Below are 26,713 nucleotides of genomic sequence, written 5' to 3'. Positions count from 1 at the left end.
GACCGCTCCGTCCACCCACCGGACCGGGCCGCGACCGGCCCGCCCGCCACGGCAGACTGGCGGGCGTGACCGTCATCGACATCCCCGGCTCCAAGTCCGTCACCGCCCGCGCCCTCTTCCTCGCCGCCGCGGCCGAAGGCACCACCACGCTGCTCCGGCCGCTGCACTCCGACGACAGCGAGGGCTTCGCCGAGGGCCTGAAGGCCCTCGGCCATGCCGTACGGCAGGAGCCCGGCGCCTGGCACATCGAGGGCCGGCCCGCCGGGCCCGGGGTCGCCGAGGCCGACGTGTACTGCCGGGACGGCGCCACCACCGCCCGCTTCCTGCCCGCGCTCGCCGCCGCCGGGCACGGCACCTTCCGCTTCGACGCCTCCGCACAGATGCGCCGCCGGCCGCTCGGGCCGCTCACCACCGCCCTGCGGGAACTCGGAGTGCGGCTCACCCACGGCGAGCGGGAGGGCCACCACCCGCTCACCGTGCACGCCCACGGCGTCAAGGGCGGGGCGCTCACCCTGGACGCCGGGCAGTCCTCCCAGTACCTGACGGCCCTGCTCCTGCTCGGCCCGCTCACCGCCGAGGGCCTCGACATCACCGTCACCGACCTGGTCTCGGAGCCGTACGTCGAGATCACCCTCGCGATGATGCGGGCCTTCGGTGCCGAGATCACCCGCGCGGACGGCGCCGACGGCCGCACCCGTACCTACTCTGTCGCCCCCACCGGCTACCGCGCCTGTACGTACGCCATCGAGCCGGACGCCTCGACCGCCTCGTACTTCTTCGCCGCGGCCGCCCTCGTCCCCGGCGCCGAGGTCACCGTCCCCGGACTCGGCACCGGCGCCCTCCAGGGCGACCTCGCCTTCGTCGACGTGCTGCGCCGCATGGGCGCCGAGGTCGAGATCACCGACCGGGCCACCACCGTCCGTTCCACGGGACGCCTCGGCGGCCTCACCGTGAACATGCGCGACATCTCCGACACCATGCCGACCCTCGCCGCCCTCGCGCCCTTCGCCGAAGGACCGGTCCGCATCGAGGACGTCGCCAACACCCGGGTCAAGGAGTGCGACCGGCTCGACGCCTGCGCCGAGAACCTGCGCCGGCTCGGCATCGACGTCGCCACCGGCCCCGACTGGATCGAGATCCGGCCCGGCACCCCGGCCGGACCCGTCGAGATCGCCACCCACGGCGACCACCGCATCGTCATGTCCTTCGCGGTCACCGCCCTGCGCACCCCCGGGATCACGTTCGACGACCCCGGCTGCGTACGGAAGACCTTCCCGGACTTCCACCCCGTTTTCGCCCGCTTCTCACAGGCCCTGTGAAAGCCGCACGGTCTTTGCGGCAAGAATGGGGGGCATGAGCGACCGCCCCTCTCCTCTCGCCGACCCGCACATCGCCTTCGACGTGTCCGAAGGCCGCCGGGACATCGTCGTCCTCGGCTCCACCGGGTCCATCGGCACCCAGGCCATCGACCTGGTCCTGCGCAACCCCGACCGGTTCCGGGTCACCGCCCTCGCCGCCTCCGGCGGCCGGATCGGGCTGCTCGCCGAGCAGGCGCACCGGCTGAAGGTCCGCACGGTCGCCGTCGCCCGCGAGGACGCGGTCGGCGAGCTCACGGATGCCCTGAAGGCGCTCTACGGCTCCGAGTCGCTTCCCGAGATCCTCGCCGGGCCCGAGGCGGCGACCCAACTCGCCGCCTCGCCCTGCCACACCGTCCTCAACGGCATCACCGGCTCCATCGGCCTCGCGCCGACCCTCGCCGCCCTGGAGGCCGGCCGGACCCTCGCGCTCGCCAACAAGGAGTCGCTGATCGTCGGCGGCCCGCTGGTGAAGGCGCTCGCCAAGCCCGGCCAGATCATCCCGGTCGACTCCGAGCACGCGGCGCTCTTCCAGGCGCTCGCCGCCGGCACCCGCGCCGACGTCCGCAAGCTCGTCGTCACCGCCTCCGGCGGCCCCTTCCGCGGCCGCACCCGCGCCGACCTCGAAGGCGTCACCCGCGAGGACGCGCTCGCCCACCCCACCTGGGCCATGGGGCCGGTCATCACCGTCAACAGCAGCACCCTGGTGAACAAGGGCCTGGAGGTGATCGAGGCCCACCTGCTCTACGACATCCCGTTCGACCGCATCGAGGTCGTCGTCCACCCCCAGTCGTACGTGCACTCCATGGTCGAGTTCACCGACGGCTCCACGCTCGCCCAGGCCACCCCGCCCGACATGCGCGGCCCCATCGCCATCGGCATCGGCTGGCCCGAGCGGGTCCCCGACGCGGCCCCCGCCTTCGACTGGTCCAAGGCCTCCACCTGGGAGTTCTTCCCGCTCGACAACGAGGCCTTCCCGGCGGTGAACCTGGCCCGGCACGTCGGCGAGCTCGGCGGCACCGCGCCCGCCGTCTTCAACGCCGCCAACGAGGAGTGCGTGGACGCCTTCCTCGCCGGAAAGCTGCCGTTCAACGGAATCATGGATACGGTCACCGCAGTCGTCACCGAGCACGGCCGGCCCACCCGGGGAACCTCGCTCACGGTGTCGGACGTCCTGGAAGCGGAGACCTGGGCACGGGCCCGGGCCCGGGAACTCGCGGCGAAGGCAATCGCGGAGGCGCGCGCATGACCACACTCCTGACCGTCCTCGGCATCGTGCTGTTCGCGCTGGGACTCCTCGTCTCCATCGCGTGGCACGAGCTGGGGCACCTGTCCACGGCCAAGCTGTTCGGCATCCGCGTGCCGCAGTACATGGTCGGCTTCGGCCCCACCATCTGGTCGCGGAAGAAGGGCGAGACGGAGTACGGCGTCAAGGCCATCCCCGCCGGCGGCTACATCCGGATGATCGGCATGTTCCCGCCCGGCAAGGACGGCCGGATCGAGGCCCGCTCCACCTCCCCCTGGCGCTCCATGATCGAGGACGCCCGCGAGGCCTCCTTCGAGGAACTCCAGGAGGGCGACGAGGACCGCCTCTTCTACACGCGCAAGCCGTGGAAGCGCGTCATCGTCATGTTCGCCGGACCCTTCATGAACCTGGTGCTCGCCGTCGTGCTGTTCTTCGGCAGCGCCATGGCCATCGGCTTCGAGACCCAGACCACCAAGGTCGCCGGCGTCCAGAAGTGCGTCATCGCCCAGTCCGAGAAGCGCGAGAAGTGCCAGAGCGGCGACCCGGTCTCGCCCGCCTTCGCCGCCGGCCTCAAGGACGGCGACAAGATCGTCGCCTTCAACGGCACCCCGGTCTCCGACTGGAACACCCTCTCCGACCGCATCCGCGCCACCATCGGCCCCGCCACCGTCACCGTCGAACGCGGCGGCCAGCGGATCGACCTCCACCCCACGCTGATCAAGAACGACGTCTACAAGAAGGACGCCGACGGCCGGGTGATCCAGCCGCTGCGGACCGAGCCCGCCGGCTACCTCGGCTTCGCCTCCAAGACCGAGGTGCAGCCGCTCACCTTCGGCCAGTCCGTCGACCGGATGTCCGACCAGCTCCAGGCCGGCGTCGAGTCCGTCATCGCCCTGCCCGGCAAGATCCCCGCCCTGTGGAACGCCGCCTTCGGCGACGGCGAACGCGCCAAGGACTCACCCGTCGGCGTCGTCGGAGCCGCCCGGATCAGCGGCGAACTGATGGCCATCGAGGCCCCGCCGCAGACCCGGCTGGTGTTCTTCCTCAACCTCGTCGTCATGTTCAACGTGTCGCTGTTCCTGTTCAACATGCTCCCGCTGCTCCCGCTCGACGGCGGCCACATCGCCGGCGCCCTGTGGGAGTCGATCCGCCGCCACACCGCGCGGATCTTCAAGCGGCCCGACCCCGGCCCGTTCGACGTGGCCAAGCTGATGCCGGCCGCCTACGTGGTGGCGGGCGTGTTCGTCTGCTTCACCCTGCTCGTCCTCGTCGCCGACATCGTCAACCCGGTGAAGCTGACCTAGCGAGCCCACGGCCGGACACCCCCGTGGTGTCCGGCCGCCCGCCGCAGGAGCGGTAATCTCGAAGACCTGAGCTCGAAGACCTGAGCCCGACGCGCCCGATGAACCACACCTTGGGGTTGTACAGCTGATGACCGCGATCTCTCTCGGTATGCCGTCCGTTCCGACCAAGCTCGCCGAACGGCGCAAGAGCCGCCAGATCCAGGTCGGCTCGGTGGCCGTCGGCGGCGACGCCCCGGTCTCGGTGCAGTCGATGACCACCACCCGCACCTCCGACATCGGCGCCACGCTCCAGCAGATCGCCGAGCTCACCGCCTCCGGCTGCCAGATCGTGCGGGTGGCCTGCCCCACCCAGGACGACGCCGACGCGCTGGCCACCATCGCGAAGAAGTCGCAGATCCCGGTCATCGCCGACATCCACTTCCAGCCGAAGTACGTCTTCGCCGCGATCGACGCCGGCTGCGCCGCGGTCCGCGTCAACCCGGGCAACATCAAGCAGTTCGACGACAAGGTCAAGGAGATCGCCAAGGCGGCCTCCGCCGCCGGCACCCCGATCCGGATCGGCGTCAACGCAGGCTCGCTCGACGCGCGGCTCCTCGCGAAGTACGGCAAGGCCACCCCCGAGGCGCTCGTCGAGTCCGCCCTCTGGGAGGCCTCCCTCTTCGAGGAGCACGGCTTCCGCGACATCAAGATCTCGGTCAAGCACAACGACCCGGTCGTCATGGTCAACGCCTACCGCCAGCTCGCCGCCCAGTGCGACTACCCGCTGCACCTCGGCGTCACCGAGGCCGGCCCCGCCTTCCAGGGCACCATCAAGTCGGCCGTCGCCTTCGGCGCCCTGCTCTCCGAGGGCATCGGCGACACCATCCGGGTCTCCCTCTCCGCCCCGCCGGTCGAGGAGATCAAGGTCGGCAACCAGATCCTCGAATCCCTCGGCCTGCGCCCGCGCCGCCTGGAGATCGTCTCCTGCCCGTCCTGCGGCCGCGCCCAGGTCGACGTCTACAAGCTCGCCGAGGAGGTCACCGCCGGCCTGGAGGGCATGGAGGTGCCGCTCCGCGTCGCCGTCATGGGTTGCGTCGTCAACGGCCCCGGCGAGGCCCGCGAGGCCGACCTCGGCGTCGCCTCCGGCAACGGCAAGGGCCAGATCTTCGTCAAGGGCGAGGTCATCAAGACCGTCCCCGAGTCGAAGATCGTCGAGACCCTCATCGACGAGGCCATGAAGATCGCCGAGCAGATGGAGAAGGACGGCATCGCCTCCGGCGAGCCCACCGTCTCGGTCGCCGGCTGACCGGCCCGCCCGCGCAAGAAGCCCCTCCGGCCACGGAGGGGCTTTTTCGTACCCCCCGCACCGGCAGGTACGGGGGGTAGAGTGCCAGGACCAGCAGAAACCGCACCGGTGAGGCCCTCGTGTTGACGCAATCATCGACGCGGGTCCTCGAACCCGCCGACCTCGGCGCCGCGCTCGCCGTCCTGGAGAGCGCCCCCGTCGAGAACGCCTTCGTCGCCGCCCGCGTCCAGCTCGCCGGGCTCGACCCCTGGCGGCTCGGCGGCGAGATGTGGGGCTGGTACAGCGACGGACACCTCACCTCGCTCTGCTACTCCGGCGCCAACCTCGTGCCCATCTGCGCCACCCCCGAGGCCGTCCGCGCCTTCGCCGACCGGGCCCGCAGGACCGGCCGCCGCTGCTCCTCCATCGTCGGCCCCGCCGGACCCACCGCCCAGCTGTGGCGGCTCCTCGAACCCGGCTGGGGCCCCGCCCGCGACGTCCGTGCCCACCAGCCGCTCATGGTCACCGAGCAGGCCTCCACGACCGTCCGGGCCGACCCGCTGGTGCGCCGGGTCCGCAAGGACGAGATGGACGTGATCATGCCCGCCTGCGTGGCCATGTTCACCGAGGAGGTCGGCGTCTCCCCGCTCGCCGCCGACGGCGGACTGCTCTACCAGGCCCGGGTCGCCGAACTCGTCGGCTCCGGCCGCTCCTTCGCCCGCATCGAGGACGGCAAGGTCCTCTTCAAGGCCGAGATCGGCGCCGCCACCCGCCAGGCCTGCCAGATCCAGGGCGTCTGGGTCGCCCCCGAACACCGCGGCAAGGGCCTGTCCGAGACCGGCATGGCCGCCGTCCTGAAGTACGCCCTCGCCGACGTCGCACCCGTCGTCAGCCTCTACGTGAACGACTACAACAAGCCCGCCCGCGCCGCGTACCGCCGGGTCGGCTTCGAAGAGGTCGGCGCCTTCATGAGCGTGCTCTTCTGACAGCGTGCTGAGGTGACCGGACCATACGACCGGCTTGTAGGGTGCGGCGCATGGATGACACCGAGGTCGTGATCGCGCCGGTCAATCTCGCCGAACGGGTCGACGAGGCCCTCGCCGTGCAGGCCGTCGCCTTCGGCCTCGACGCCGGCGAGGTGGCCGTACGCCGGCACATCGTGCTGCGCCACCTTCTGTGCCCCGGTGCCCTCGCCTACGGCGCCATCACCCCCGGGGGACGGCTCGCCGGCTTCGTCTACGGCATGCCCAACGACCGCACCCACTGGTGGTCCACCGTCGTCGAGCCGTATCTGCGGGCCGGCGGCCTCGACGCCTGGCTCGACGACTCCTTCGTCATCACCGAACTGCACGTCCACCCCGACTTCCAGGGGCGCGGCGTGGGCCGCGGGCTGATCACCACCATCACCGACCAGTCGGACCTGCCCCGCTCGATCCTCTCCGCGATCGACACCGAGAGCCCGGCCCGCGGCCTCTACCGCTCCCTCGGCTACACCGACCTCGCCCGCCAGGTCCACTTCCCCAGCGCGCCCCGCCCGTACGCGGTGATGGGCGCCCCGCTGCCGCTCAAGCGCCGGTAGGCCGGAGGGCAGGCGGGAGGAACTGATTTCACCTGCCAGGGGCGGCCCGGCTAACCTCGGGGCCATCACCGTCAGTCCCGGCAGGAGTACGAGAACCATGGCCAACGCACCGGTCCAGCGCATGTCCCAGTTGATGGCGAAGACGCTGCGCGACGACCCGGCGGACGCCGAGGTCCTCAGCCACAAGCTCCTCGTCCGCGCCGGCTACGTCCGCCGCACCGCCGCCGGCATCTGGAGCTGGCTGCCGCTCGGCAAGAAGGTCCTCTCCAACGTCGAGCGGATCGTCCGCGAGGAGATGGACGCCATCGGCGCGCAGGAGGTCTCCCTGCCCGCCCTGCTGCCCCGCGAGCCCTACGACGCCACCGGCCGCTGGGACGAGTACGGCGCCGAGCTGTTCCGCCTCCAGGACCGCAAGGGCGGCGACTACCTCCTCGGCCCCACCCACGAGGAGATCTTCACCCTCCTGGTCAAGGACCAGTGCTCGTCCTACAAGGACCTGCCGGTCATCCTGTACCAGATCCAGACCAAGTTCCGCGACGAGGCCCGCCCGCGCGCCGGCATCCTGCGCGGCCGCGAGTTCCTCATGAAGGACTCGTACTCCTTCGACCTGGAGGACGAGGGCCTCGCCGCCTCCTACGGGCTGCACCGCCAGGCGTACCAGCGCATCTTCGAGCGCCTCGGCCTCGACTACCGCATCGTCGCCGCCACCGCCGGCGCCATGGGCGGCTCCAAGTCGGAGGAGTTCCTCGCCCCGGCCGAGGCCGGCGAGGACACCTTCGCCGACTGCCCGAACTGCGACTTCGCGGCGAACACGGAGGCGGTGTACCAGGCGGTGAAGGCGGTCGACGGCTCCGCGGTCCCCGCCGCCGAGGAGATCCCCACCCCCGACACCCCGACGATCGAGACCCTCGCCGCCTCCCTCGGCGTCCCGGCCTCCGCCACGCTCAAGAACCTCCTGGTGAAGGTCGACGGCGAGATCGTCGCCGTGGGCGTGCCCGGTGACCGCGAGGTCGACATGGGCAAGGTCGAGGAGCACTTCGGCCCGACGGCCACGGTCGAGCTGGTGACGGAGGAGGACTTCGCGGTCCGCACGGACCTGGTCCGCGGCTACGTCGGCCCGCAGGGCCTGGAGAAGGTGAAGTACCTCGCCGACCCGCGCGTCGCCCCCGGCACCGCCTGGATCACCGGCGCCAACAAGGACGGCATGCACGTGAAGAACGTGGTCGCGGGCCGGGACTTCGAGGTCGACGAGTACGTCGACGTCGTCGTCGTCCAGGAGGGCGACCCGTGCCCCAAGTGCGGCACCGGCCTGAACCTTGACCGCGCGATCGAGATCGGCCACATCTTCCAGCTGGGCCGCAAGTACGCCGACGCCCTCAAGCTCGACGTCCTCGGCCAGAACGGCAAGCCCGTCCGCGTCACCATGGGCTCGTACGGCGTCGGCGTCTCCCGCGCGGTCGCCGCGCTCGCCGAGCAGACCGCCGACGAGAAGGGCCTGTGCTGGCCCGCCGAGGTCGCCCCGGCCGACGTCCACGTCGTCGCCGCCGGCAAGGCCCTCCAGACCGAGCTCGCCCTGGAGGTCTCCGACAAGCTCGCCGCCGCCGGCCTGCGCGTCCTCGTCGACGACCGCGCCGGAGTCTCCCCGGGCGTCAAGTTCACCGACTCCGAGCTCATCGGCGTCCCCAAGATCCTCGTCGCCGGCCGCCGCGCCGCCGAGGGCGTCCTGGAACTGAAGGACCGCCGCACCGGCGAGCGCGAGGAACTCACGGTGGACGAGGCGATCGCCCGCCTGTCGGCGTGACCCACGCGTGAAGGGGGCGGGTCCGGTACCGGACCCGCCCCCTTCGTCGTACCCCTCAGGACCCGCTGTCGTCCTCCCGCGGCGCCGGGTCCACCGGGGCGCCCGCCAGGTCCTCGATGGCGTCGACCGCGTCGCCCCGGCCCACCAGGTACGCGTCCGAGCGCGGTGGCTCGACCGCGGGCGGTTCGGGGGCCTCCGGGGGAACCGGGGGAGGGCCGGTCACCGAAGGGGCGTCGGGGGCGGCGACCGGCGGGGCGGGACGGGAGGAGCTCTCGGAGAGCGGCGCGCGCTCCAGGAAGCGCAGCAGCTCGACCGGGATCGGCAGCACCAGCGTCGAGTTCTTCTCGGCGGCGACCGCCATCACCGTCTGCAGCAGCCGCAGCTGCAGGGCCGACGGCGTGTCGGCCATCTGCCGGGCCGCCTCCGCCAGCTTCTTCGAGGCCTGCAGCTCCGCGTCCGCGTTGATCAGCCGCGCCCGCCGCTCCCGGTCCGCCTCCGCCTGCCGGGCCATCGAGCGCTTCATCGTCTCCGGCAGCGACACGTCCTTGATCTCGACCCGGTCGATCTGCACGCCCCAGCCGATGGCCGGCGAGTCGAGCATCAGCTCCAGGCCCTGATTGAGCTTCTCCCGGTTCGACAGCAGGTCGTCCAGGTCGCTCTTGCCGATGATCGACCGCAGCGAGGTCTGCGCCATCTGCGAGACGGCGAACTTGTAGTCCTCCACGCGGATCAGCGCCTCGGCCGCGTCGACCACCTTGAAGTAGACGACCGCGTCCACCCGCACCGTCACGTTGTCCCGGGTGATGCCCTCCTGGGCCGGCACCGGCATCGTGACGATCTGCATGTTCACCTTGTGCATGCGGTCCACGCCCGGAACGATCATGTTGAAGCCCGGCTTGCGCACGTCCCCGCGCAGCCGCCCGAAGCGGAACACCACCCCGCGCTCGTACTGCTTCACCACCCGCGCCGCCGCAGCCGCGTACACGCCTACGGCCGCGGCCGCCCCGACGACCGCCATCAAGACTTCCTGGATCATCACGGCCCCCTGACAAAGGGATACAGAAAGGGTATTCCCCTCAATCGGGCCGCGACTCACAGCCAGCCGGCGAACTCCAGGAGCAGTTCCGCGTCGGTCCGCCGCCCGGCGGTGAGCGCGCGGGTCGCGGACTCCACGGCGCGGAACAGCGTCCAGCCGCGCAGCCGGTCCCGGTCCAGCTCCAGGGAGTCGGCGAGCTTGTTCACCCGCCGCCGGGCCGCCGAGGCGCCCGCCGACGCGGCCACCAGGTCCTCCACCCGGTCCCTGACCAGCCGCGCCAGGTCGTACGCCCGCTCGCCGACCAGCGGCTCGGGCCCGACCGCGAGCCACGGGGCCCGGTCGCCGGCCAGCACCTTGCCCTGCCGGAACTGCCCGTGCAGCAGCAGCGCCTCCGCGGACCCCGCGAGCAGCTCGCCACGGGCCTCCAGGGCGGCCGCGACCAGCGCCCCGGCCTCCGGATCCGCCCGGTACGCCTCCATCGGCGCCGCCTGGCGCGCGGTGCGCTCGGCCACCGACTCGAAGCCGTGCCCGTCGGACGGCTCCACCCACAGCTTCCGCACGGTGTCGGCGGCCTCCAGGAGCGCCTTCGCCTCCGGCAGCGAGCGCAGCGACACCTCGGGGTGCAGCCGCTCCAGGAGCAGCGCGTCCGGCGCGGGCTCGCCGAGCAGCCGTACGGCACCCCAGCCGTTCCAGTGCGCCAGCGCCTCCCGCTCCAGGTCGGGGCGGGCGAACGCGGGCGCCAGCTTCACGACGCCCTCGGGCACGAGCACGACGAGGCTGCTGCGCCCGCCCGGGGCCACCACCCGTTCGGCGGCCAGACCGGACCGGTCGAGGGTGTCCTGGGCGAGCTCCGGGAGCGCCTTCAGCCATTCGGCCGCGGCAGCGTCCCCGTACGTCTCGCCGAGAGCCCGCACCAGTCGCTGCGGCGGTTCGAAAGCCATGCGTGCGTTGATTCCTTCGTCTCCTGCGGTGCGGCGAGCTCCTGGATAGCGCCGCTATCCGGGAGTGCGGCCTGTCAGGCCCGCTCGGCGAGCCCAGGAAAGGTTACGTCGCTGCCGCGCCAGCGGACCGCCCGCACCGCCGCCTCGCGCAGCGCCGCCGCCGCGTCGCGGCGCAGCGGGCCGTCGGCGGAGCGCACCAGGTCGGAGTAGACGCCCGCGACACGGTCCTCCAGGACGGCGGCAAGACGGACCGCGGCGGCCGGGTCCGGGACCTCGAACGGCAGGGCGTACCCGGCTGCCGCGGCGACCGGCTCGCCGCCCAGGTCGCGCACCGTGCGCCGGAGCGCGTCGCGCCGGCCCCGGTGGGCCTGGTGGGCGGCGGCGGCCTCGGCCCGCCGGCCGTCGCCGACCCGGGCGCCGACGACCCCGTAGCCGTACACGGCGGCGTGCTCGGCGGCCAGCGCGGCCTGGGCCGCGTCGAGCGCGCTCATCCGCGGCCCCCTTCGGTCGGCTGGGTGAGCAGATAGGCGTGGGCGGCGCCGGCCGCGGCGACGGAGGCGAGCAGCCGGGCGTACTCGGGCGGCGCGGTGAGCAGCGTGGCCGTGTGGGTGTCGGCGGTCGCCCGTACGGCGGCGGCGAGGTCCTTGAGCGCGGCGGCCGGGTCGGCCGGCACCCGGACGAGGGCCAGTGACCGGGAGGGGGAGGGGGACGCGGTCCCGGAGGCGGTTGCGGACGGGCCGGGTGCCGGGGCGGTGCCGCCCTCGGCCAGCGCCTTCACATGGGCCGCCGCCGACGCCCGCAGCGGCGCGAGCCGGGCCGCGAGCGAGGGGTGGCCGTCGATGACGGCGTCGTACCGCAGCACCAGGTCCCGGCCGGCGGTCGCCGAACGGCGCCGCAGCGCCGCCTCGGCGGCGGCCGCCCGTTCGGCCGCGGTCGGCCGTCGCGGGCCGCCGCCGGAATCGCCGGACGTGCAGCCGGCCAGTGCCCCCGCCGCGCCCGCGGCGCCGGCGGTCAGGAGCGCGCGCCTGCCCAGGGTCGTCACGCCTCTCCTCCCTCAGGTGTTCGAAAACCTCGAAGATCGCCGCAGGCGAGCGTACCCGCGGTCCCCCGGCCGGTGGACGGCAACACCCTCCGGGACCGGATACCCTTTGATCTGACACGCGACGAACCCACAACAGCACACGCGGCCGAGGAGTCACCCGGATGAGCACCACCCAGAACGAACGGCTGCGCGGTCTTCTGGAGCCGCTCGTTCACGCGAAGGACCTCGACCTCGAGGAGATCGAACTGTCCCGGGCCGGGCGCCGCGGACTGCTGAGGGTGATCGTCGATTCCGACGAGGGCGTCGAGCTGGACGCCTGCGCGGAGCTGAGCCGCGTCATCTCCGAGAAGCTCGACGAGACCGACGTGATGGGCCAGGGCGAGTACGTCCTCGAGGTCAGCTCCCCGGGCGCGGACCGCCCCCTCACCCAGCACCGTCACTACGAGCGTGCCACCGGCCGTCTGGTCAAGCTGCAGCTGAGCCCCGAGGCCGGCGGCGGCGAGCTGGTCACCCGGATCCTCGCCGTGGACGAGGACGGTCTGGACACCGAGGTGCCGGGCGTGAAGGGCCGCAAGGCCACCGCCCGCCGGGTCGAGTTCGCCGAGATCGTCAAGGCGCGTGTCGAGATCGAGTTCAACCGCAAGGACAAGAAGGAAGAGGAGGCGTAGCCGTGGACATCGACGTGAAGCTCCTGAAGGGCTTGGCACAGGAGAAGGAAATCTCCTTCGAGATGCTGGTCGAGGCGATCGAGTCGGCCCTCCTCATCGCCTATCACCGCACCCCCGACGCCCGCCGCCACGCGCGCGTGGAGCTGAACCGGCAGACCGGTCACGTGACGGTGTGGGCGAAGGAAGACCCCTCCGAGCTGGAGGAGGGCCAGGAGCCCAAGGACTTCGACGACACCCCGTCGGACTTCGGCCGGATCGCGGCGAGCACCGCCCGCCAGGTCATCCAGCAGCGGCTGCGGGACGCCGAGAACGACGTCACCTTCGGCGAGTACGCGCGCCGCGAGGGCGACATCGTGGCCGGCCAGGTGCAGCAGGGCAAGGACCCGAAGAACGTCCTCGTCAAGCTGGACGACAAGCTGGAGGCCATCCTTCCGGTGCAGGAGCAGGTGCCGGGCGAGGACTACACGCACGGTCTGCGGCTGCGCACGTACGTCGTCCGGGTGGCGAAGGGCGTGCGCGGTCCGTCCGTCACCCTCTCGCGCACCCACCCCAATCTGGTGAAGAAGCTGTTCGCCCTGGAGGTGCCGGAGATCGCCGACGGTTCCGTCGAGATCTCCGCCATCGCCCGTGAGGCCGGCCACCGCACCAAGATCGCCGTTCGTTCCACCCGTTCGGGCCTGAACGCCAAGGGCGCCTGCATCGGCCCGATGGGCAGCCGGGTGCGCAACGTGATGGCCGAGCTGCTCGGCGAGAAGATCGACATCGTCGACTGGTCGGACGACCCGGCCGAGCTGGTGGCCAACGCGCTCTCCCCGGCGCGGGTCTCCAAGGTCGAGATCGTCGACCTGGCCGCCCGGTCCGCCCGGGTGACGGTGCCCGACTACCAGCTGTCGCTCGCGATCGGCAAGGAGGGGCAGAACGCCCGTCTTGCCGCGCGGCTGACAGGCTGGCGGATCGACATCCGTCCGGACACCGAGCAGCAGGGCGAGTCCGCCGCCCAGTAGCGACGCCGCCCAGTAGCACGGCGGCCCGGTCCCGTACCGGCACTGATCCTTTTTGGCCAACGACTGTTCGATTTTTGCCCCGAACGGGTGAGGTCGGTACGGGGAGGTAGACTTAACGTGTCTGGCCGGACGCATGCCCGCGTGTGCCCTGAGCGAACCTGTGTGGGATGCCGGGAGCGAGCGGCCAAGGACGAGCTGCTGCGGATCGTGATGAATAAGGACGAGTGCGTTCCCGATCATCGCGGTACGCTGCCCGGCCGGGGTGCGTATCTGCACCCCGCCTCGGTCTGTCTCGACCTGGCGGTGCGCCGCCGGGCGTTCCCGCGGGCCTTCAAGGTCCAGGGACCGCTCGACACCGCGGCGCTTCGCACGCACGTCGAGCAGGCCGCACCGTAGATGAAGTACGGAAGTACTGCACAAAAGATGTACGGCACGGAACCCCGTGCGGTCAGGTACCTCGCGAGTCGGAAGTAGGTCGAGATTGCGATGAGCACTCGATGAGTACGCGATGAGTACGCCCATGAAGTAGCGACGGTCCGGCGGTAACCGGACCTAAAAGGAGCGAAGTGGCTAAGGTCCGGGTATACGAACTCGCCAAGGAGTTCGGTGTGGAGAGCAAGGTCGTCATGGCCAAGCTCCAAGAACTCGGTGAATTCGTCCGTTCGGCGTCCTCGACGATCGAGGCGCCGGTCGTGCGCAAGTTGACTGACGCGCTGCAGGGTCCCGGCGGCAACGCCGGCAAGACCGCAGCAAAGCCGGGTGCCCCCCGTAAGGCGGCGCCCGCCCCCAAGCCCGCGGCACCGGCTCCGGCCGCCGCGGCCCGTCCCGCTGCCCCCAAGCCCGGCGCCCCGGCCCCCAAGCCGGCCCCCGCCGCGCCTGCGGCCCCGGTCACCCCGGCCGCGCCCGCGAGCAGCACTCCCTCTCCGGCTCCGGCCGCGTCGGGCCCCCGTCCGGGTCCGAAGCCCGCGCCCAAGCCGGCGCCCGCCGCCCCGGCTCCGGCCGCCCCGGAGTTCACCGCGCCCCCGTCGGCCCCGGCCGCCGGTCAGCGCCCCGGTGGTGCCACCCCCGGCCCGCGTCCCGCTGCCCGTCCGGGCCAGCAGGCGCCGCGTCCGGGTCAGCAGGCCCCCCGTCCCGGCGGTCAGCAGGCCCCGCGTCCGGGCGGTCGCCCGGCCGGCCCGCGTCCGGGCAACAACCCCTTCACGTCCGGTGGCTCCACCGGCATGGCGCGCCCGCAGGCGCCCCGCCCGCAGGGCGGCGCTCCGCGTCCCGGCGGCCCCGGCGCGCCCGGCGGCGCCCCGCGTCCGCAGGGCCCGGGCGGCGTTCCCGGCGCCCCGCGTCCCCAGGGCGGCGCTCCGCGCCCGACCCCGGGTGGCATGCCCCGTCCGCAGGCCCCGCGTCCCGGTGGCGGCCCCGGCGGCAACCGTCCGAACCCCGGCATGATGCCGCAGCGTCCCGCTGCCGGCCCGCGTCCGGGCCCCGGCGGCCGTGGCCCCGGTGGCCCCGGCGGTCGCCCGGGTGGTAGCGGCGGTCGTCCCGGCGGCGGCTTCGCCGGTCGTCCGGCCGGTCCCGGCGGTGGCGGCGGCGGCTTCGCCGGCCGTCCCGGCGGTCCGGGTGGCGGCGGCGGTCGTCCCGGTGGTCCCGGTGGCGGTGGCGGCGGCTTCGGCGGTCGTCCCGGCGGCTTCGGCGGCCGTCCCGGTGGTCCGGGTGGCCGTGGTGGCACGCAGGGCGCCTTCGGTCGTCCCGGCGGTCCCGCGCGTCGCGGTCGCAAGTCGAAGCGGCAGAGGCGCCAGGAGTACGAGGCCATGCAGGCCCCGTCCGTGGGCGGCGTGATGCTGCCTCGCGGCAACGGCGAAGCCATTCGCCTGTCGCGCGGTGCGTCCCTCACCGACTTCGCGGAGAAGATCAACGCCAACCCGGCGTCGCTCGTCGCGGTCATGATGAACCTCGGCGAGATGGTCACGGCCACGCAGTCCGTCTCCGACGAGACGCTGCAGCTCCTCGGCGACGAGATGAACTACCAGGTTCAGATCGTCTCCCCCGAGGAGGAGGACCGTGAGCTGCTCGAGTCCTTCGACCTCGAGTTCGGCGAGAACGAGGGCGGCGAAGAGGCCCTGGTCTCCCGTCCGCCGGTCGTGACCGTCATGGGTCACGTCGACCACGGTAAGACCCGGCTCCTCGACGCGATCCGCAAGACCAACGTGGTCGCGGGCGAGGCCGGTGGCATCACCCAGCACATCGGTGCCTACCAGGTCGCGACCCAGGTCAACGACGAAGAGCGTCGCATCACCTTCATCGACACCCCGGGTCACGAGGCGTTCACCGCCATGCGTGCCCGTGGTGCGAAGTCGACCGACATCGCGATCCTCGTGGTCGCGGCCAACGACGGCGTCATGCCGCAGACGATCGAGGCGCTCAACCACGCCAAGGCCGCCGGCGTCCCGATCGTCGTCGCGGTCAACAAGATCGACGTCGAGGGTGCCGACCCGGTCAAGGTCCGCGGTCAGCTGACCGAGTTCGGTCTGGTGGCCGAGGAGTACGGCGGCGACACGATGTTCGTCGACATCTCCGCCAAGCAGGGTCTGCACATCGACTCCCTGCTCGAGGCCGTCGTCCTCACCGCCGACGCCTCGCTCGACCTCCGGGCCAACCCGGACCAGGACGCGCAGGGCATCGCGATCGAGTCCCACCTCGACCGCGGCCGCGGTGCCGTCTCGACCGTCCTCGTCCAGCGCGGAACGCTGCGCATCGGCGACACGATGGTCGTCGGCGACGCGTACGGCCGTGTCCGGGCGATGCTCGACGACAAGGGCAACAACGTCGAGGAGGCGACCCCGTCGACTCCCGTCCTCGTCCTGGGTCTCACCAACGTCCCGGGTGCCGGCGACAACTTCCTGGTCGTCGACGAGGACCGCACCGCCCGCCAGATCGCCGAGAAGCGCGCCGCGCGTGAGCGCAACGCCGCCTTCGCCAAGCGCGTCCGCCGGGTGTCCCTCGAGGACCTCGACAAGGTGCTCAAGGCCGGTCAGGTCCAGGAACTCAACCTCATCATCAAGGGCGACGCGTCCGGTGCGGTCGAGGCCCTGGAGTCCTCCCTGCTCCAGCTCGACGTCGGCGAGGAGGTCGACATCCGCGTGCTGCACCGTGGCGTGGGTGCGGTCACCGAGTCGGACATCGACCTGGCCATGGGCTCCGACGCCATCGTCATCGGCTACAACGTCCGTGCGGCCGGCCGTGCCGCGCAGATGGCGGAGCGCGAGGGCGTCGACGTCCGGTACTACTCGGTCATCTACCAGGCGATCGAGGAGATCGAGGCGGCGCTCAAGGGCCTCCTCAAGCCGGAGTACGAAGAGGTCGAGCTCGGTACGGCGGAGATCCGCGAGGTCTTCCGCTCGTCCAAGCTGGGCAACATCGCCGGTGTCCTCATCCGCTCCGGCGAGGTCAAGCGCAACACCAAGGCGCGCCTCATCCGCGACGGCAAGGTCATCGCCGAGGACCTCACCATCCACGGTCTGCGCCGCTTCAAGGACGACGTCACCGAGATTCGTGAAGGCTTCGAGGGCGGTATCAACCTCGGAAACTACAACGACATCAAGATCGACGACGTCATCGCGACGTACGAGATGCGCGAGAAGCCGCGCGTGTAACACGCGAGGCCGAGCCGCGAGGCTCAGGTCGGGGCCGGTCGGCGGAAAGTATTCCGTCGATCGGCCCCGGCCGTTGCGTGTACGGTTTTGATGTTCCCCCGCCGGGCGTGCGCACGGCGGGACGTCGAACCCGAACCGGCGGGACATCCGGCACCGCATGTACGTGGGGACTCTGTCCTTCGATCTGCTCCTCGGCGACGTTCATTCGTTGAAGGAGAAACGCTCCGTCGTCCGGCCCATCGTCGCCGAGCTCCAGCGCAAGTTCTCCGTGAGCGCGGCCGAGACCGGCGACCAGGACCTCCATCGCAGGGCCCTCATCGGGGTCGCGCTGGTGTCCGGGGACGCGGGGTTCGTGTCGGACGTGCTCGACCGCTGCGAGCGGCTGGTCGCGGCCCGGCCCGAGGTGGAGCTCCTTTCGGTGCGCCGAAGGCTCCACACTGATGAAGACTGAATGAGCAAGGCAAAGAAGGAGACGGACCAGTGGCCGACAACGCGCGGGCGAAGAAGCTGGCGGACCTCATCCGGGAGGTGGTCGCCGAGAAGCTGCAGCGCGGCATCAAGGACCCGCGCCTGGGTACGCACGTGACCATCACGGACACCCGCGTCACCGGTGACCTGCGGGAGGCCACGGTCTTCTACACGGTCTACGGCGACGAGGAGGAGCGCGTGAGCGCCGCCGCCGGCCTGGAGAGCGCCAAGGGCATCCTGCGCTCGGCCGTGGGCAAGGCCGCGGGCACCAAGTTCACCCCGACGCTCACCTTCGTGGCGGACGCCCTCCCGGAGACCGCCAAGAACATCGAGGACCTCCTCGACCAGGCGCGCGCCTCCGACGCCAAGGTGCGGCAGGCGTCCTCCGGCGCCACCTTCGCCGGTGACGCCGACCCCTACAAGAAGCAGGGCGAGGACGAAGCCGCCGAATGAGCACTGCAGGAAAGAACACGCCTGATGGGGGCACCTCCCGGCCGGAGGCTGGGGGAGGGCTTGTCGTCGTCGACAAGCCGTCGGGCTTCACTTCGCATGACGTCGTGGCCAAGATGCGCGGGATCGCCAAGACCCGCCGCGTGGGCCACGCCGGCACGCTCGACCCCATGGCCACGGGCGTCCTCGTCCTCGGCGTGGAGCGGGCGACCAAGCTTCTCGGTCACCTCGCGCTGACCGAGAAGGAGTACCTGGGCACCATCCGCCTGGGCCAGACCACCATCACGGACGACGCCGAGGGCGAGATCACGGCGTCGGTCGACGCGTCGAAGGTCACCCGCGAGCAGATCGACGCCGGCGTGGCCGAGCTCACCGGCGCCATCATGCAGGTGCCGTCGAAGGTCTCCGCGATCAAGATCGACGGCAAGCGCTCGTACGCGCGCGTGCGCGGCGGCGAGGAGTTCGAGATCCCGGCCCGGCCGGTCACCGTCTCCTCGTTCCAGGTGTACGACGTGCGCGAGGCGACCGCCGAGGACGGGACCCCGGTCGTGGACCTGGTGGTCTCGGTGGTGTGCTCCTCCGGTACGTACATCCGGGCGCTCGCCCGGGACCTGGGCGCCGGGCTCGGCGTGGGCGGCCATCTGACCGCGCTGCGCCGCACCCGGGTCGGCCCGTACAAGCTGGACAGCGCCAGGACCCTGGACCAGCTCCAGGAGGAGCTGACGGTCATGCCGGTCGCCGAGGCGGCCGCGGCGGCGTTCCCGCGCTGGGACGTCGACGAGAAGCGGGCCCGGCTGCTGCTCAACGGCGTACGCCTGGAGATGCCGGAGTACCCGAAGGGGCCGGTCGCGGTCTTCGGGCCGGACGGGAAGCTGCTCGCCCTGGTCGAGGACCAGCGGGGCAAGGCGAAGAGCCTGGCCGTCTTCGGCTGAGGCCCTCGGCCCTTTGTGCCACTGAGGTGGGGCGGACACGCTGGTGTCCGCCCCATCGCCGTTTTTCACCCCATCGGGGAAGCGCTCGAAGCGAACCCGGGAGTGCGAGGGGGCGCGTTCGTCCGACGCCCTTCACCCGGGGATCACCGCCGACCTACGGTCGACCCATGGGGAGCGGGGACCTGGGGACACTGGTGCGGATCGAGGATCCGGCCGGGCGGTCCCTCGGCACCGGATTCCTCGCCGACCACCGCGGCACCCTGCTCACCGGCCACGAGGTCGTCGCCGGCCACCGCAGCATGGTGCTTCGCGCCCCCACCGGACCGCCCCGGCCGGTCACCGACGCCGACGTCACCCCGCTGCCCGAGCAGGGACTCGCCCTGGTCCGCTGCCCCGGCATCGCCGCCCGCCCCCTGCCGCTGGCCACCCGCCCGGACCTGGAGCCCGGCCGGTACGTCCGGATCAGCGCGTACGGCTGGCGCGAGGCCCGGGTGCTCGGCGGCGGCACCGGCCCCGCCCTCGAACTCGCCATCGGCACCGAGGGCGCCGAGGCCCTCCTCGACGGCGGCCCGGCCGCCGGCGGACCCGTCCTCGACCCCGCCACCGGCGCCGTCCTCGCCGTCCTCGGCACCGCCGCCCACGGTGACCGGCGCGCCGCCGGACACGCCCTGCCCGTGCCCGCCACCGGCCCGCTCGCCGCGCTGCTGCGCCGCAACGCCACGACCGTCCCCTGCTACGGCCGCCACCTCAACCTCGGCGCCGTCCTGGAGCTCACCGGCACCACCACCGGCACCCCCGAGGACCTGCCCGAGCCCCGGGTCAGCGACGAGGCCGGCACCGCCGTGCTCGCCGTCGTCGGCGCGCCCGGCACCGGCCGCAGCACCGCCCTCGCGGGCCTCGCCGCCGCCCGCGCCCGCGGCCCCGAACCCGCGCCGACCGTCTGTCTGCGCGGCGCCGACCTGCACGCCGACGACCCCTCGCTCGCCGCCGCCGTCGGCCGCGCGCTGCGCCGGGCCGGCCGGGTCGCCGCCGCCTCCGGCACCCCCGGCGAACCGGAGGGCGTCACCCCCGAACAGGCCGCCGCGCTCGCCCGGGACGCCGGCCGGCCGCTGCTCGTGCTGCTCGACGGGCCCGAGGAGATGCCGCCGGTGCTCGCCCACCGGCTCGGGCCCTGGACCGCCGCCACCGAGGAGTGGCTGACCGCCCACGGCGCCCGGCTCGCCCTCGCCTGCCGCCCCGAGCACTGGGAACAGGCCCGCACCCACTACACCGCACCGCCCGCCGTCGTCCTCCTCGGCGACCTCACCGAGGCCGAGGCCGTCGCCGCCCGCCGCCGGCACGACGTGCCCGAGGACGCCGTCGCCGAGGCCGACGCCCGCCACCCGCTCGCGCTGCGGCTGCTCGGCGAGGTCCGGGCCGCCGCCCGCGGAGACCTCCCCGGCCGACCCGGCCGGGACGAGATCTTCGCCGCCCACCTGGACCTGATGTGCCTCAAGATCGCGGTCCGGATCGCCGCCGCGGGACGGCCGGTACTGCGCGGCACCGCCGTGCGCCGGCTGGCCGCCAAGGTCAGCGGCCGGGTCCACGAGGCCGCCCGGCGCTGCCTCGGCCCCGGCCAGGGCGAACTCGACCGGGAGTCCTTCGAGGAGCTGTTCCCCTGGAGAACCGGCTGGGCCTCCGCCGTCCTCACCGAGGCCCTGCTCGTCCCGGCCGGCGCCGGCTACCGCTTCGCCCACGAGGAGCTCGCCGACTGGCTCCAGGGCACCCACCTCGACATCGACCGGGCCCTCGACGCCCTGATCCACCACCCGGCGGCGCTGCCCGTGCCGCGACACCGGATCGGCCCCGTGCTCCAGTCCCTGCACCACCTCGACCGCGACCACGGGGCCGAGGGCCTGATCCCCCGGCTCACCGCCCTGGTGGACGCCCTCGCGGAGCCACCGGCGTCTGCCGAGGCGGAAGAGGCTGACGACCGGGCCGCCGAGGGGCGCTGGTGGGCCGCCCGGCTGCTGCGCGGGGCGCTCGCGGCCCCGGCCGACCTCCGCCCGTACCTCCCGGTGCTCCGGACCCTCGCCGACCGGATCGGCGAGCGCGGGGTGCTGCCCGGCTTCGGCGCCGACTACTGGCGGGACCTGCCGGTCGCCGAGGACGAGCGGCTCGACCTGCTGCGCCGGCTCGTCGCCGCCGACCCCGCGCCCGAGGGCCGCTTCCTCGACCTCGCCGCGTCCCGGCTCACCGCCGACCCGCGCGGGGTGCAACCCCTGCTCTGCCGCTGGTTCGGCGACGGGCGGGCGCTGTCCGGGGCGCCCGGCGCCACCGTCGGCACCGCCGCCCAGGCCCTTCTGCACACCCGGCGCGGGCTCGCCGTCGACGACCTGTGCGAGGCGCTCGTCGCCACCGCCCACCCGCTCGCCGAAGGCCTGCTCGCCGCACTCGCCGAGGACGAACCGGCCGCGCTGTGCCGGGCCGTGGACCGCTGGGCGCACGACGACGGGCGCCCCGAACGGCGGGCGGCGGCAGCGGCGTACGGACAGCTCGTCGCCCGGCACGCCACGGACCCCGCCGACCGCGGCACCCTGCGCTACGCGGCCCTCGCGCTGCTCGCCCGGCCCGGCGACCGGGCCCTGCACGGCGCCGCGCTCGGCCTGCTGCTGCGCGACCCCGAGACCCGCGAACGGTTCCTGCCGCGCGCGCTCGCCGACCCCGGCGTCCCCGCCGACGCCCTCGCCGCCGCCCTGCCCAGCCACCCCGAACCCGTCCTCGACGTCCTGCGCGCCCGGCTCCTCGACCCGGGCGGGGCCGGAGCCGCGCCCGTGCTCCGCGCGCTCGCCGCCGTCGACACCCCCCGGCTCGCCCGCCGCGCCGCCGCCCTCGTCGCCGAGTACGCCCACGCCCACCCCGGGGGCGCGCCGCTGGTCGCCACCTTCGTCGACCGGCGCCTGGAGCGGGGCCCCGAGGTGCGGTGCGTGCTGCACCCGCTGGTCCTCGGGCTGCTCGCGCTGCCCGCCCAGCGGGCCGCCCTCGCCCCCGTCCTCGCCGCGCCCGGCACCGGCGCCTCCCGCTTCCTGCGCGCGGAACTCCGTGCCGAACTCCGCGCCGAACTCCGTGCCGTACGACCGGACACGCCCTTGGAAGGTGCCTCCGGGGAGCCTTTCCACGCGCCGCGAGACAAGGCGCACACCATGCCGATGCCGTCGCAGCCGCATGCTCATGGCAGTCTTAGACCTGCGCCAACAGGCGTACACGCGGACATGGGTACAGGCGGACGAGGAGCGGTCACAGTGCAGCGCTGGCGTGGCTTGGAGGACATCCCCCAGGACTGGGGGCGCAGCGTCGTCACCATCGGCTCCTACGACGGAGTGCACCGCGGACACCAGCTGATCATCGGGCGGGCCGTGGAGCGCGCCCGCGAGCTGGGCGTCCCCTCGGTCGTGGTCACCTTCGACCCGCACCCCTCCGAGGTCGTCCGCCCCGGCAGCCACCCCCCGCTGCTCGCCCCGCACCACCGGCGCGCCGAGCTGATGGCCGAGCTCGGCGTGGACGCGGTCCTCGTCCTGCCGTTCACCGCGGAGTTCTCGCAGCTGTCCCCGGCCGACTTCATCGTGAAGGTCCTGGTCGACAAGTTGCACGCGTGCCGCGTCATCGAGGGCCCGAACTTCCGCTTCGGCCACCGCGCCGCCGGGAACGTGGAGTTCCTCGCCGAGCTCGGCGCCACCTACGACTACGAGGTCGAGGTCATCGACCTGCGGGTGAGCGGCGCGGCCGGCGGCGGCGAGCCGTTCTCCTCCACGCTCACCCGGCGGCTCGTCGCCGAGGGCGACATGGCCGGCGCCGCCGAGATCCTGGGCCGGCCGCACCGCGTCGAGGGCATCGTCGTGCGCGGCGCCCAGCGGGGCCGCGAGCTGGGCTTCCCGACCGCCAACGTCGAGACCCTGCCGCACACCGCGATCCCCGCCGACGGCGTCTACGCGGGCTGGCTGACCGCCGCCGGCGAGCGGATGCCCGCCGCGATCTCGGTGGGCACCAACCCGCAGTTCGACGGCACCGAGCGGACCGTGGAGGCTTACGCGATCGACCGCGAGGGCCTCGACCTGTACGGGCTGCACGTGACGGTCGACTTCCTCGCCTACGTACGCGGGATGCTCAAGTTCGACACCCTCGACGACCTGCTCGTGGCCATGGCCGACGACGTGAAGAAGTGCCGGGAGCTCACCGCCGCCTACGACGGTCGGTGAGCTCCCGGACGCCCTGGGGGACGGACGTCACCAGGTGACGTACAGCTCCCGCGGGCCGCGGATCAGGCCCTTGGACTGGAACGGCACGTCCTCGGGCCGGCCCGCCAGCCGCAGCTCCGGATAGCGGGCGAGGAGCGTCGACACGATCACCTCGGACTCCATCCGGGTGAGCATCGCGCCCATGCAGTGGTGCGGCCCGTGCCCGAACGACACGTGCCCCGTGCCGGTCCGGTCGAAGTCCACGGTGTGCGGGTCCGCGAACACCGCCGGATCCCGGTTCGCGGCCAGATACGAGGCGTACACCGCCTCACCGGCCCGGATGAGCTGCCCGCCGACCTCGACGTCCGCCAGGGCGATCCGGGGCAGGCCCACGCCGTTGCGGTGCGGGATCCAGCGCAGGAGTTCGTCCACCGCCTGCGGGAGCAGCTCCGGCTCGGCGCGCAGCCGCTTCGCCAGGTCCGGCCGGGTGAGCAGCAGATAGACCATGTTGGCGCTGTTGTTGCGGACCGCGTGCGCGCCGCTGATGAGGATCGCCATCGCGAGCGACACGGCCTCGTCGGCGTCGACATGGCCCTCGGCCAGGGACTCCGCGAGCACCCCGGCCAGGTCGTCGGACGGCTCGGCCGCGCGCTGGGCGAGCAGCCGGGTGATGTACGCGTGGATCTGCGCCTTGGCGGCCTTGCTGCCCTCCGGGCCGGGGCCCGAGGACAGGATCAGGTCCGGCCAGGAGGCCAGCTCGGCACGGTCCTCCTCGGGGATGCCGAGCAGATCGCACACCACCGACATCGGCAGCGGACCGTGCAGGTGCCTCATCAGGTCGGCGGGGCGGCCGGCCGCCTCCATGGCGTCGAGGAGCCGGTCGGCGGTCGCCTGGGCGAGGGGCCGCAGCCGTTTGGTGGACTGGCCGGTGAAAGCTTTCGTCACCGCCTTGCGCAACTGCGTGTGATACGGCGGATCGGCGTAGTTCAGGGCGGCCTTCGACGCCACCATGTGGCCGGTCATCTTGGTGACCTGGTGGTCCAGGAGGGCCGTCCGGCTGAACCGCGGGTCCGACGTCACCAGACGGACGTCGTCGTACCGGGTGACCAGCCACGCCTCGTTCTCCGCGGAGAACGGCAGCCGGATCCGGGACACGGGCTCCTCGTGGAGCAGTTCCAGCAGCAGCGGGTCGAAGTCGAGGGCGGGGAGGTCCTCCACCGCCCAGGTGCGGACCGGCCGCGGCGCGGCCGGCGGTTCGGAGGTCATGGCCGAGGGTTCGGAGGTCATGGGGGACGGTGTTCCCGGCCGCCCGTGATCACGACACGCCGGACGCCGACAGCCCCCCGTACGGAGCACGTACCTCTCCCGGTGCGGTGACCGTACGTGACCGGGTGGTCGCGCTCGCGGTTGCGGGCTCGCGACCGCCGGGCGAGTGTGGGCCCAGTTCACGGCGAACGAGACGAAGGAGCGCGTGTCGTGGTGACTCTGTGCAAACCCGCGGTGGCCGTACCCGAGTACGTGATCACGATGGAGGAGACCCTCGACCTCGCCCGCGCACGCCATGCCGACCACCCCCAACTGCCCCTCGCCCTGCGGCTGATCGGGAACACCGGGGTGACGCGCCGGCACATCGTGCAGCCGATCGAGGAAACCCTCAAACACCCCGGATTCGAGGAGCGCAACGCGCTGTACGAGGCCGAGGCGAAGGCCCGCGTCCCCGGGGTCGTCAAGGAGGCGCTGGCCAACGCGGAGCTGACCCCCGCCGACATCGACATGATCGTCTACGTGTCGTGCACGGGCTTCATGATGCCCTCGCTGACCGCCTGGCTGATCAACACGATGGGCTTCCCCAGCCACACCCGGCAGGTGCCCATCGCCCAGCTCGGCTGCGCGGGCGGCGGCGCCGCGGTCAACCGCGCGCACGACTTCTGCACGGCCTACCCGGACGCCAACGTCCTCATCGTGGCCTGCGAGTTCTGCTCGCTCTGCTACCAGCCCACCGACCTCGCCGTCGGCACGCTGCTCTCCAACGGCCTGTTCGGCGACGCCGTCGCCTCCGCCGTGGTCCGCGGCCGCGGCGGCACCGGAATCCGCCTGGAGCGCAACAACTCCTACCTGGTGCCCGGCACCGAGGACTGGATCGCCTACAGCGTGCGCGCCACCGGCTTCCACTTCCTGCTCGACAAGCGCGTCCCCGGCACCATGGAGCCGCTCGCCCCCGCCCTGCGCGAACTCGCGGGCGAGCACGGCTGGGACGCCGGTGACCTCGACTTCTACATCATCCACGCGGGCGGTCCGCGGATCCTCGACGACCTCAGCCGCTACCTCGAAGTCCCCCCGGAGGACTTCCGGTTCAGCCGGGCCACGCTGACCCAGTACGGCAACATCGCCAGCGCCGTCGTCCTCGACGCGGTGCGCCGGCTCTTCGACGAGGGCGGACTCGCCGAGGGCGCCCGCGGCATCCTCGCCGGCTTCGGCCCCGGCATCACCGCCGAGATGTGCCTCGGGCGCTGGACCAACGGCGAGAGCGCCCCCGAGCCGCGCCTCGACGCGCGCCGGATCGTGGGGTACTCGCCGCGGCACGCGGCGCCGGCGCGGACCGTCGCCTGACGGTGGGGCGGTTGCTCTCTGGGCTGCCGCCCGTCGCGCCTTTCCCTCCGGTTTCACTTCCAGCGCCGGTTTCACTTCCAGTGCCGGTTCCACTTCCAGTGCCAGTTCCACTTCCAGCGCCAGCTTCACCTCCAGTGCCAGCTTCACCTCCAGCACCAGTACTCGCACCAGCACCACAGAGGAGATCCGCATGTCCGTCACGCCGCCCTCCTTGGGCAGAGCGGCGCGCGGCCCCGCCGCGTTCGCCGTCCTGCTCGCCGCCGCCGCCCTCACCGGCGCGCCCGCCGCTCACGCCGCACAGGCCTCGGCGCGGGTGCCCATGCACCAGTGCTGGGTGAACGGCGTCGCCGCGCCCCCCGGCGACACCGTCAGCGGTACCAACGGCGACGACAACATCTTCTGCGACAGCGACCTGGACGGCGTCACCGTCTCCGGCGGCGCGGGCAACGACAAGATCGAGGTGCGCGGCCTCGTCATCGACTCGGCCGTGCTCGGCGGCGAGGGCGACGACGTCATCCGCACCAAGCACCTGGTGCCGCAGACCACGTTCAGCATGGTCCGGGGCAACCGCGGCAACGACGTCATCAAGGTCGCCACCGTGCACGGCGACGGCGCCGAGCACGGGGCGATCGTCCACGGCGACGACGGCGACGACAAGATCACCACCGGGTCGGTGTTCGGCGCGCCCGGACAGTTCAACCGGGGCGGCGGCATCGTCACCGGAAACGACGGCAAGGACACCATCCGGACCGGGATCATCGACTTCTCCGGGCGGGTCCTGGGCGGCAGCGAGAACGACAAGATCGAGGCCGCCGCGCTCGGGCCCGAGTCCGGCGGGCTCATCCAGGCCGGGCCCGGCGACGACACCATCAGCGGGCACGACGGCGCGCTGCTGATCGTCGGCGAGCACTGGGGGACCGTCGACGCGGGCGTCGGCAAGGACACCTGCACGGTGAAGTCGGTGTCCACGCGGACCTCGATCTCGTCGTGCGAGATCCTGCCGAAGGACGCGGGCAAGCCGGCGGGGAAGCCGGCGGCTCCGGCGAAGCCGGCCGAGAAGCCTGCGGCGAAGCCGTAGGGGGGCGTGTGCCGGGCGGGGGGCCGTGTTCTGGACTGCATGATTTACGGCGCGGAGCCGACCCTTGAAGGGGTGAA

At 72.8% G+C, this 26,713-nt stretch carries 22 protein-coding genes and 1 pseudogene; 18 read left to right on the top strand and 5 right to left on the bottom strand.

The genetic code is table 11. The annotated features are described in order from the left end of the window. The first annotated feature begins 65 nt into the window (after positions 1–65). From aroA to KV205_RS13490, 7 genes are all read left to right on the top strand, one after another. Positions 66–1,319: a 3-phosphoshikimate 1-carboxyvinyltransferase gene (gene aroA / locus KV205_RS13520; RefSeq protein WP_265864529.1), complete on the top strand. Its 1,254-nt coding sequence runs from the start codon at positions 66–68 to the stop codon at positions 1,317–1,319. Between the two features lie 34 nt (positions 1,320–1,353). Continuing rightward, positions 1,354–2,604: a 1-deoxy-D-xylulose-5-phosphate reductoisomerase gene (gene dxr / locus KV205_RS13515; RefSeq protein ID WP_265864527.1), complete on the top strand. Its 1,251-nt coding sequence runs from the start codon at positions 1,354–1,356 to the stop codon at positions 2,602–2,604. Beyond that, complete coding sequence (locus tag KV205_RS13510; protein ID WP_265864525.1) at positions 2,601–3,905, top strand: RIP metalloprotease; 1,305 nt, start codon at positions 2,601–2,603, stop codon at positions 3,903–3,905. Before dxr ends, KV205_RS13510 begins: the two co-directional genes overlap by 4 nt. Positions 3,906–4,032: 127 nt before the next feature. Further along, a complete protein-coding gene (gene ispG, locus KV205_RS13505) occupies positions 4,033–5,190 on the top strand; it encodes a flavodoxin-dependent (E)-4-hydroxy-3-methylbut-2-enyl-diphosphate synthase (RefSeq protein ID WP_265864523.1) in 1,158 nt (385 codons plus the stop codon). 119 nt (positions 5,191–5,309) lie between these two features. Next, positions 5,310–6,155, top strand: a complete 846-nt coding sequence (locus KV205_RS13500; RefSeq protein WP_265864522.1) for a GNAT family N-acetyltransferase — start codon at positions 5,310–5,312, stop codon at positions 6,153–6,155. 50 nt (positions 6,156–6,205) lie between these two features. Beyond that, a complete protein-coding gene (locus KV205_RS13495) occupies positions 6,206–6,748 on the top strand; it encodes a GNAT family N-acetyltransferase (protein WP_265864520.1) in 543 nt (180 codons plus the stop codon). A gap of 97 nt (positions 6,749–6,845) precedes the next feature. Further along, positions 6,846–8,549 carry a proline--tRNA ligase gene (locus KV205_RS13490; RefSeq protein WP_265864519.1) on the top strand — a complete coding sequence of 568 codons (1,704 nt, stop codon included), beginning with the start codon at positions 6,846–6,848 and terminating at the stop codon, positions 8,547–8,549. Between the two features lie 55 nt (positions 8,550–8,604). Here KV205_RS13490 and KV205_RS13485 read toward each other — a convergent pair whose 3' ends face one another. The 4 genes from KV205_RS13485 to KV205_RS13470 form a co-directional block, all read right to left on the bottom strand. Beyond that, positions 8,605–9,585 (bottom strand): slipin family protein, encoded by a 981-nt coding sequence (locus KV205_RS13485; protein ID WP_265864518.1) that lies wholly within the window; start codon positions 9,583–9,585, stop codon positions 8,605–8,607. Between the two features lie 56 nt (positions 9,586–9,641). Beyond that, complete coding sequence (locus tag KV205_RS13480) at positions 9,642–10,526, bottom strand: aminoglycoside phosphotransferase family protein (RefSeq protein WP_265864517.1); 885 nt, start codon at positions 10,524–10,526, stop codon at positions 9,642–9,644. A gap of 74 nt (positions 10,527–10,600) precedes the next feature. Then, entirely contained in the window at positions 10,601–11,017 is a 417-nt protein-coding gene (locus KV205_RS13475) for a ferritin-like domain-containing protein (protein WP_265864516.1), read from the bottom strand. Then, positions 11,014–11,568: a hypothetical protein gene (locus KV205_RS13470; protein WP_265864515.1), complete on the bottom strand. Its 555-nt coding sequence runs from the start codon at positions 11,566–11,568 to the stop codon at positions 11,014–11,016. Before KV205_RS13470 ends, KV205_RS13475 begins: the two co-directional genes overlap by 4 nt. 161 nt (positions 11,569–11,729) lie before the next feature. On the opposite strand from KV205_RS13470, the gene rimP reads away from it, so the two are divergent. The 9 genes and pseudogenes from rimP to KV205_RS13430 all read left to right on the top strand — a co-directional run bounded on the left by rimP (position 11,730) and on the right by KV205_RS13430 (position 22,969). After that, a complete protein-coding gene (gene rimP / locus KV205_RS13465) occupies positions 11,730–12,236 on the top strand; it encodes a ribosome maturation factor RimP (protein WP_265864514.1) in 507 nt (168 codons plus the stop codon). A gap of 2 nt (positions 12,237–12,238) precedes the next feature. Beyond that, positions 12,239–13,240 carry a transcription termination factor NusA gene (gene nusA, locus KV205_RS13460; RefSeq protein ID WP_265864512.1) on the top strand — a complete coding sequence of 334 codons (1,002 nt, stop codon included), beginning with the start codon at positions 12,239–12,241 and terminating at the stop codon, positions 13,238–13,240. A gap of 117 nt (positions 13,241–13,357) precedes the next feature. After that, entirely contained in the window at positions 13,358–13,636 is a 279-nt protein-coding gene (locus KV205_RS13455) for a YlxR family protein (protein WP_265864511.1), read from the top strand. A 170-nt stretch (positions 13,637–13,806) separates the two neighbouring features. After that, positions 13,807–16,884: a translation initiation factor IF-2 gene (gene infB / locus KV205_RS36295; protein ID WP_265864510.1), complete on the top strand. Its 3,078-nt coding sequence runs from the start codon at positions 13,807–13,809 to the stop codon at positions 16,882–16,884. Positions 16,885–17,041: 157 nt separating this feature from the next. After that, positions 17,042–17,335: a DUF503 domain-containing protein gene (locus KV205_RS13445; protein WP_265864509.1), complete on the top strand. Its 294-nt coding sequence runs from the start codon at positions 17,042–17,044 to the stop codon at positions 17,333–17,335. 29 nt (positions 17,336–17,364) lie between these two features. Then, the gene (gene rbfA / locus KV205_RS13440) at positions 17,365–17,805 is read left to right on the top strand and encodes a 30S ribosome-binding factor RbfA (protein WP_265864508.1); all 441 of its coding nucleotides are present in this window, start codon (positions 17,365–17,367) and stop codon (positions 17,803–17,805) included. Then, positions 17,802–18,734 (top strand): tRNA pseudouridine(55) synthase TruB, encoded by a 933-nt coding sequence (gene truB, locus KV205_RS13435; protein WP_265864507.1) that lies wholly within the window; start codon positions 17,802–17,804, stop codon positions 18,732–18,734. The genes rbfA and truB overlap by 4 nt, the downstream gene beginning before the upstream one ends. 167 nt (positions 18,735–18,901) lie before the next feature. Next, positions 18,902–19,297: pseudogene (locus tag KV205_RS36535) on the top strand (trypsin-like peptidase domain-containing protein); the annotation flags it as partial. 2,718 nt (positions 19,298–22,015) lie between these two features. Next, complete coding sequence (locus KV205_RS13430) at positions 22,016–22,969, top strand: bifunctional riboflavin kinase/FAD synthetase (protein ID WP_265864810.1); 954 nt, start codon at positions 22,016–22,018, stop codon at positions 22,967–22,969. A 27-nt stretch (positions 22,970–22,996) separates the two neighbouring features. Here KV205_RS13430 and KV205_RS13425 read toward each other — a convergent pair whose 3' ends face one another. Next, positions 22,997–24,235 carry a cytochrome P450 gene (locus KV205_RS13425; protein ID WP_265864505.1) on the bottom strand — a complete coding sequence of 413 codons (1,239 nt, stop codon included), beginning with the start codon at positions 24,233–24,235 and terminating at the stop codon, positions 22,997–22,999. Positions 24,236–24,424: 189 nt separating this feature from the next. Here KV205_RS13425 and KV205_RS13420 point away from each other — a divergent pair, with 189 nt between their 5' ends. Together KV205_RS13420 and KV205_RS13415 are read left to right on the top strand one after the other, a co-directional pair. Beyond that, positions 24,425–25,558 carry a type III polyketide synthase gene (locus tag KV205_RS13420; protein WP_265864504.1) on the top strand — a complete coding sequence of 378 codons (1,134 nt, stop codon included), beginning with the start codon at positions 24,425–24,427 and terminating at the stop codon, positions 25,556–25,558. A 190-nt stretch (positions 25,559–25,748) separates the two neighbouring features. Further along, positions 25,749–26,636 (top strand): hypothetical protein, encoded by an 888-nt coding sequence (locus KV205_RS13415; protein ID WP_265864502.1) that lies wholly within the window; start codon positions 25,749–25,751, stop codon positions 26,634–26,636. Positions 26,637–26,713 lie beyond the last annotated feature (77 nt).

The organism is Streptomyces sp. SKN60, assembly GCF_026236535.1.
GTDB lineage: Bacteria > Actinomycetota > Actinomycetes > Streptomycetales > Streptomycetaceae > Streptomyces.
The sequence above is the reverse complement of the archived record's forward strand: the minus strand, read 5'-3'. Positions and strand labels throughout refer to the sequence as shown.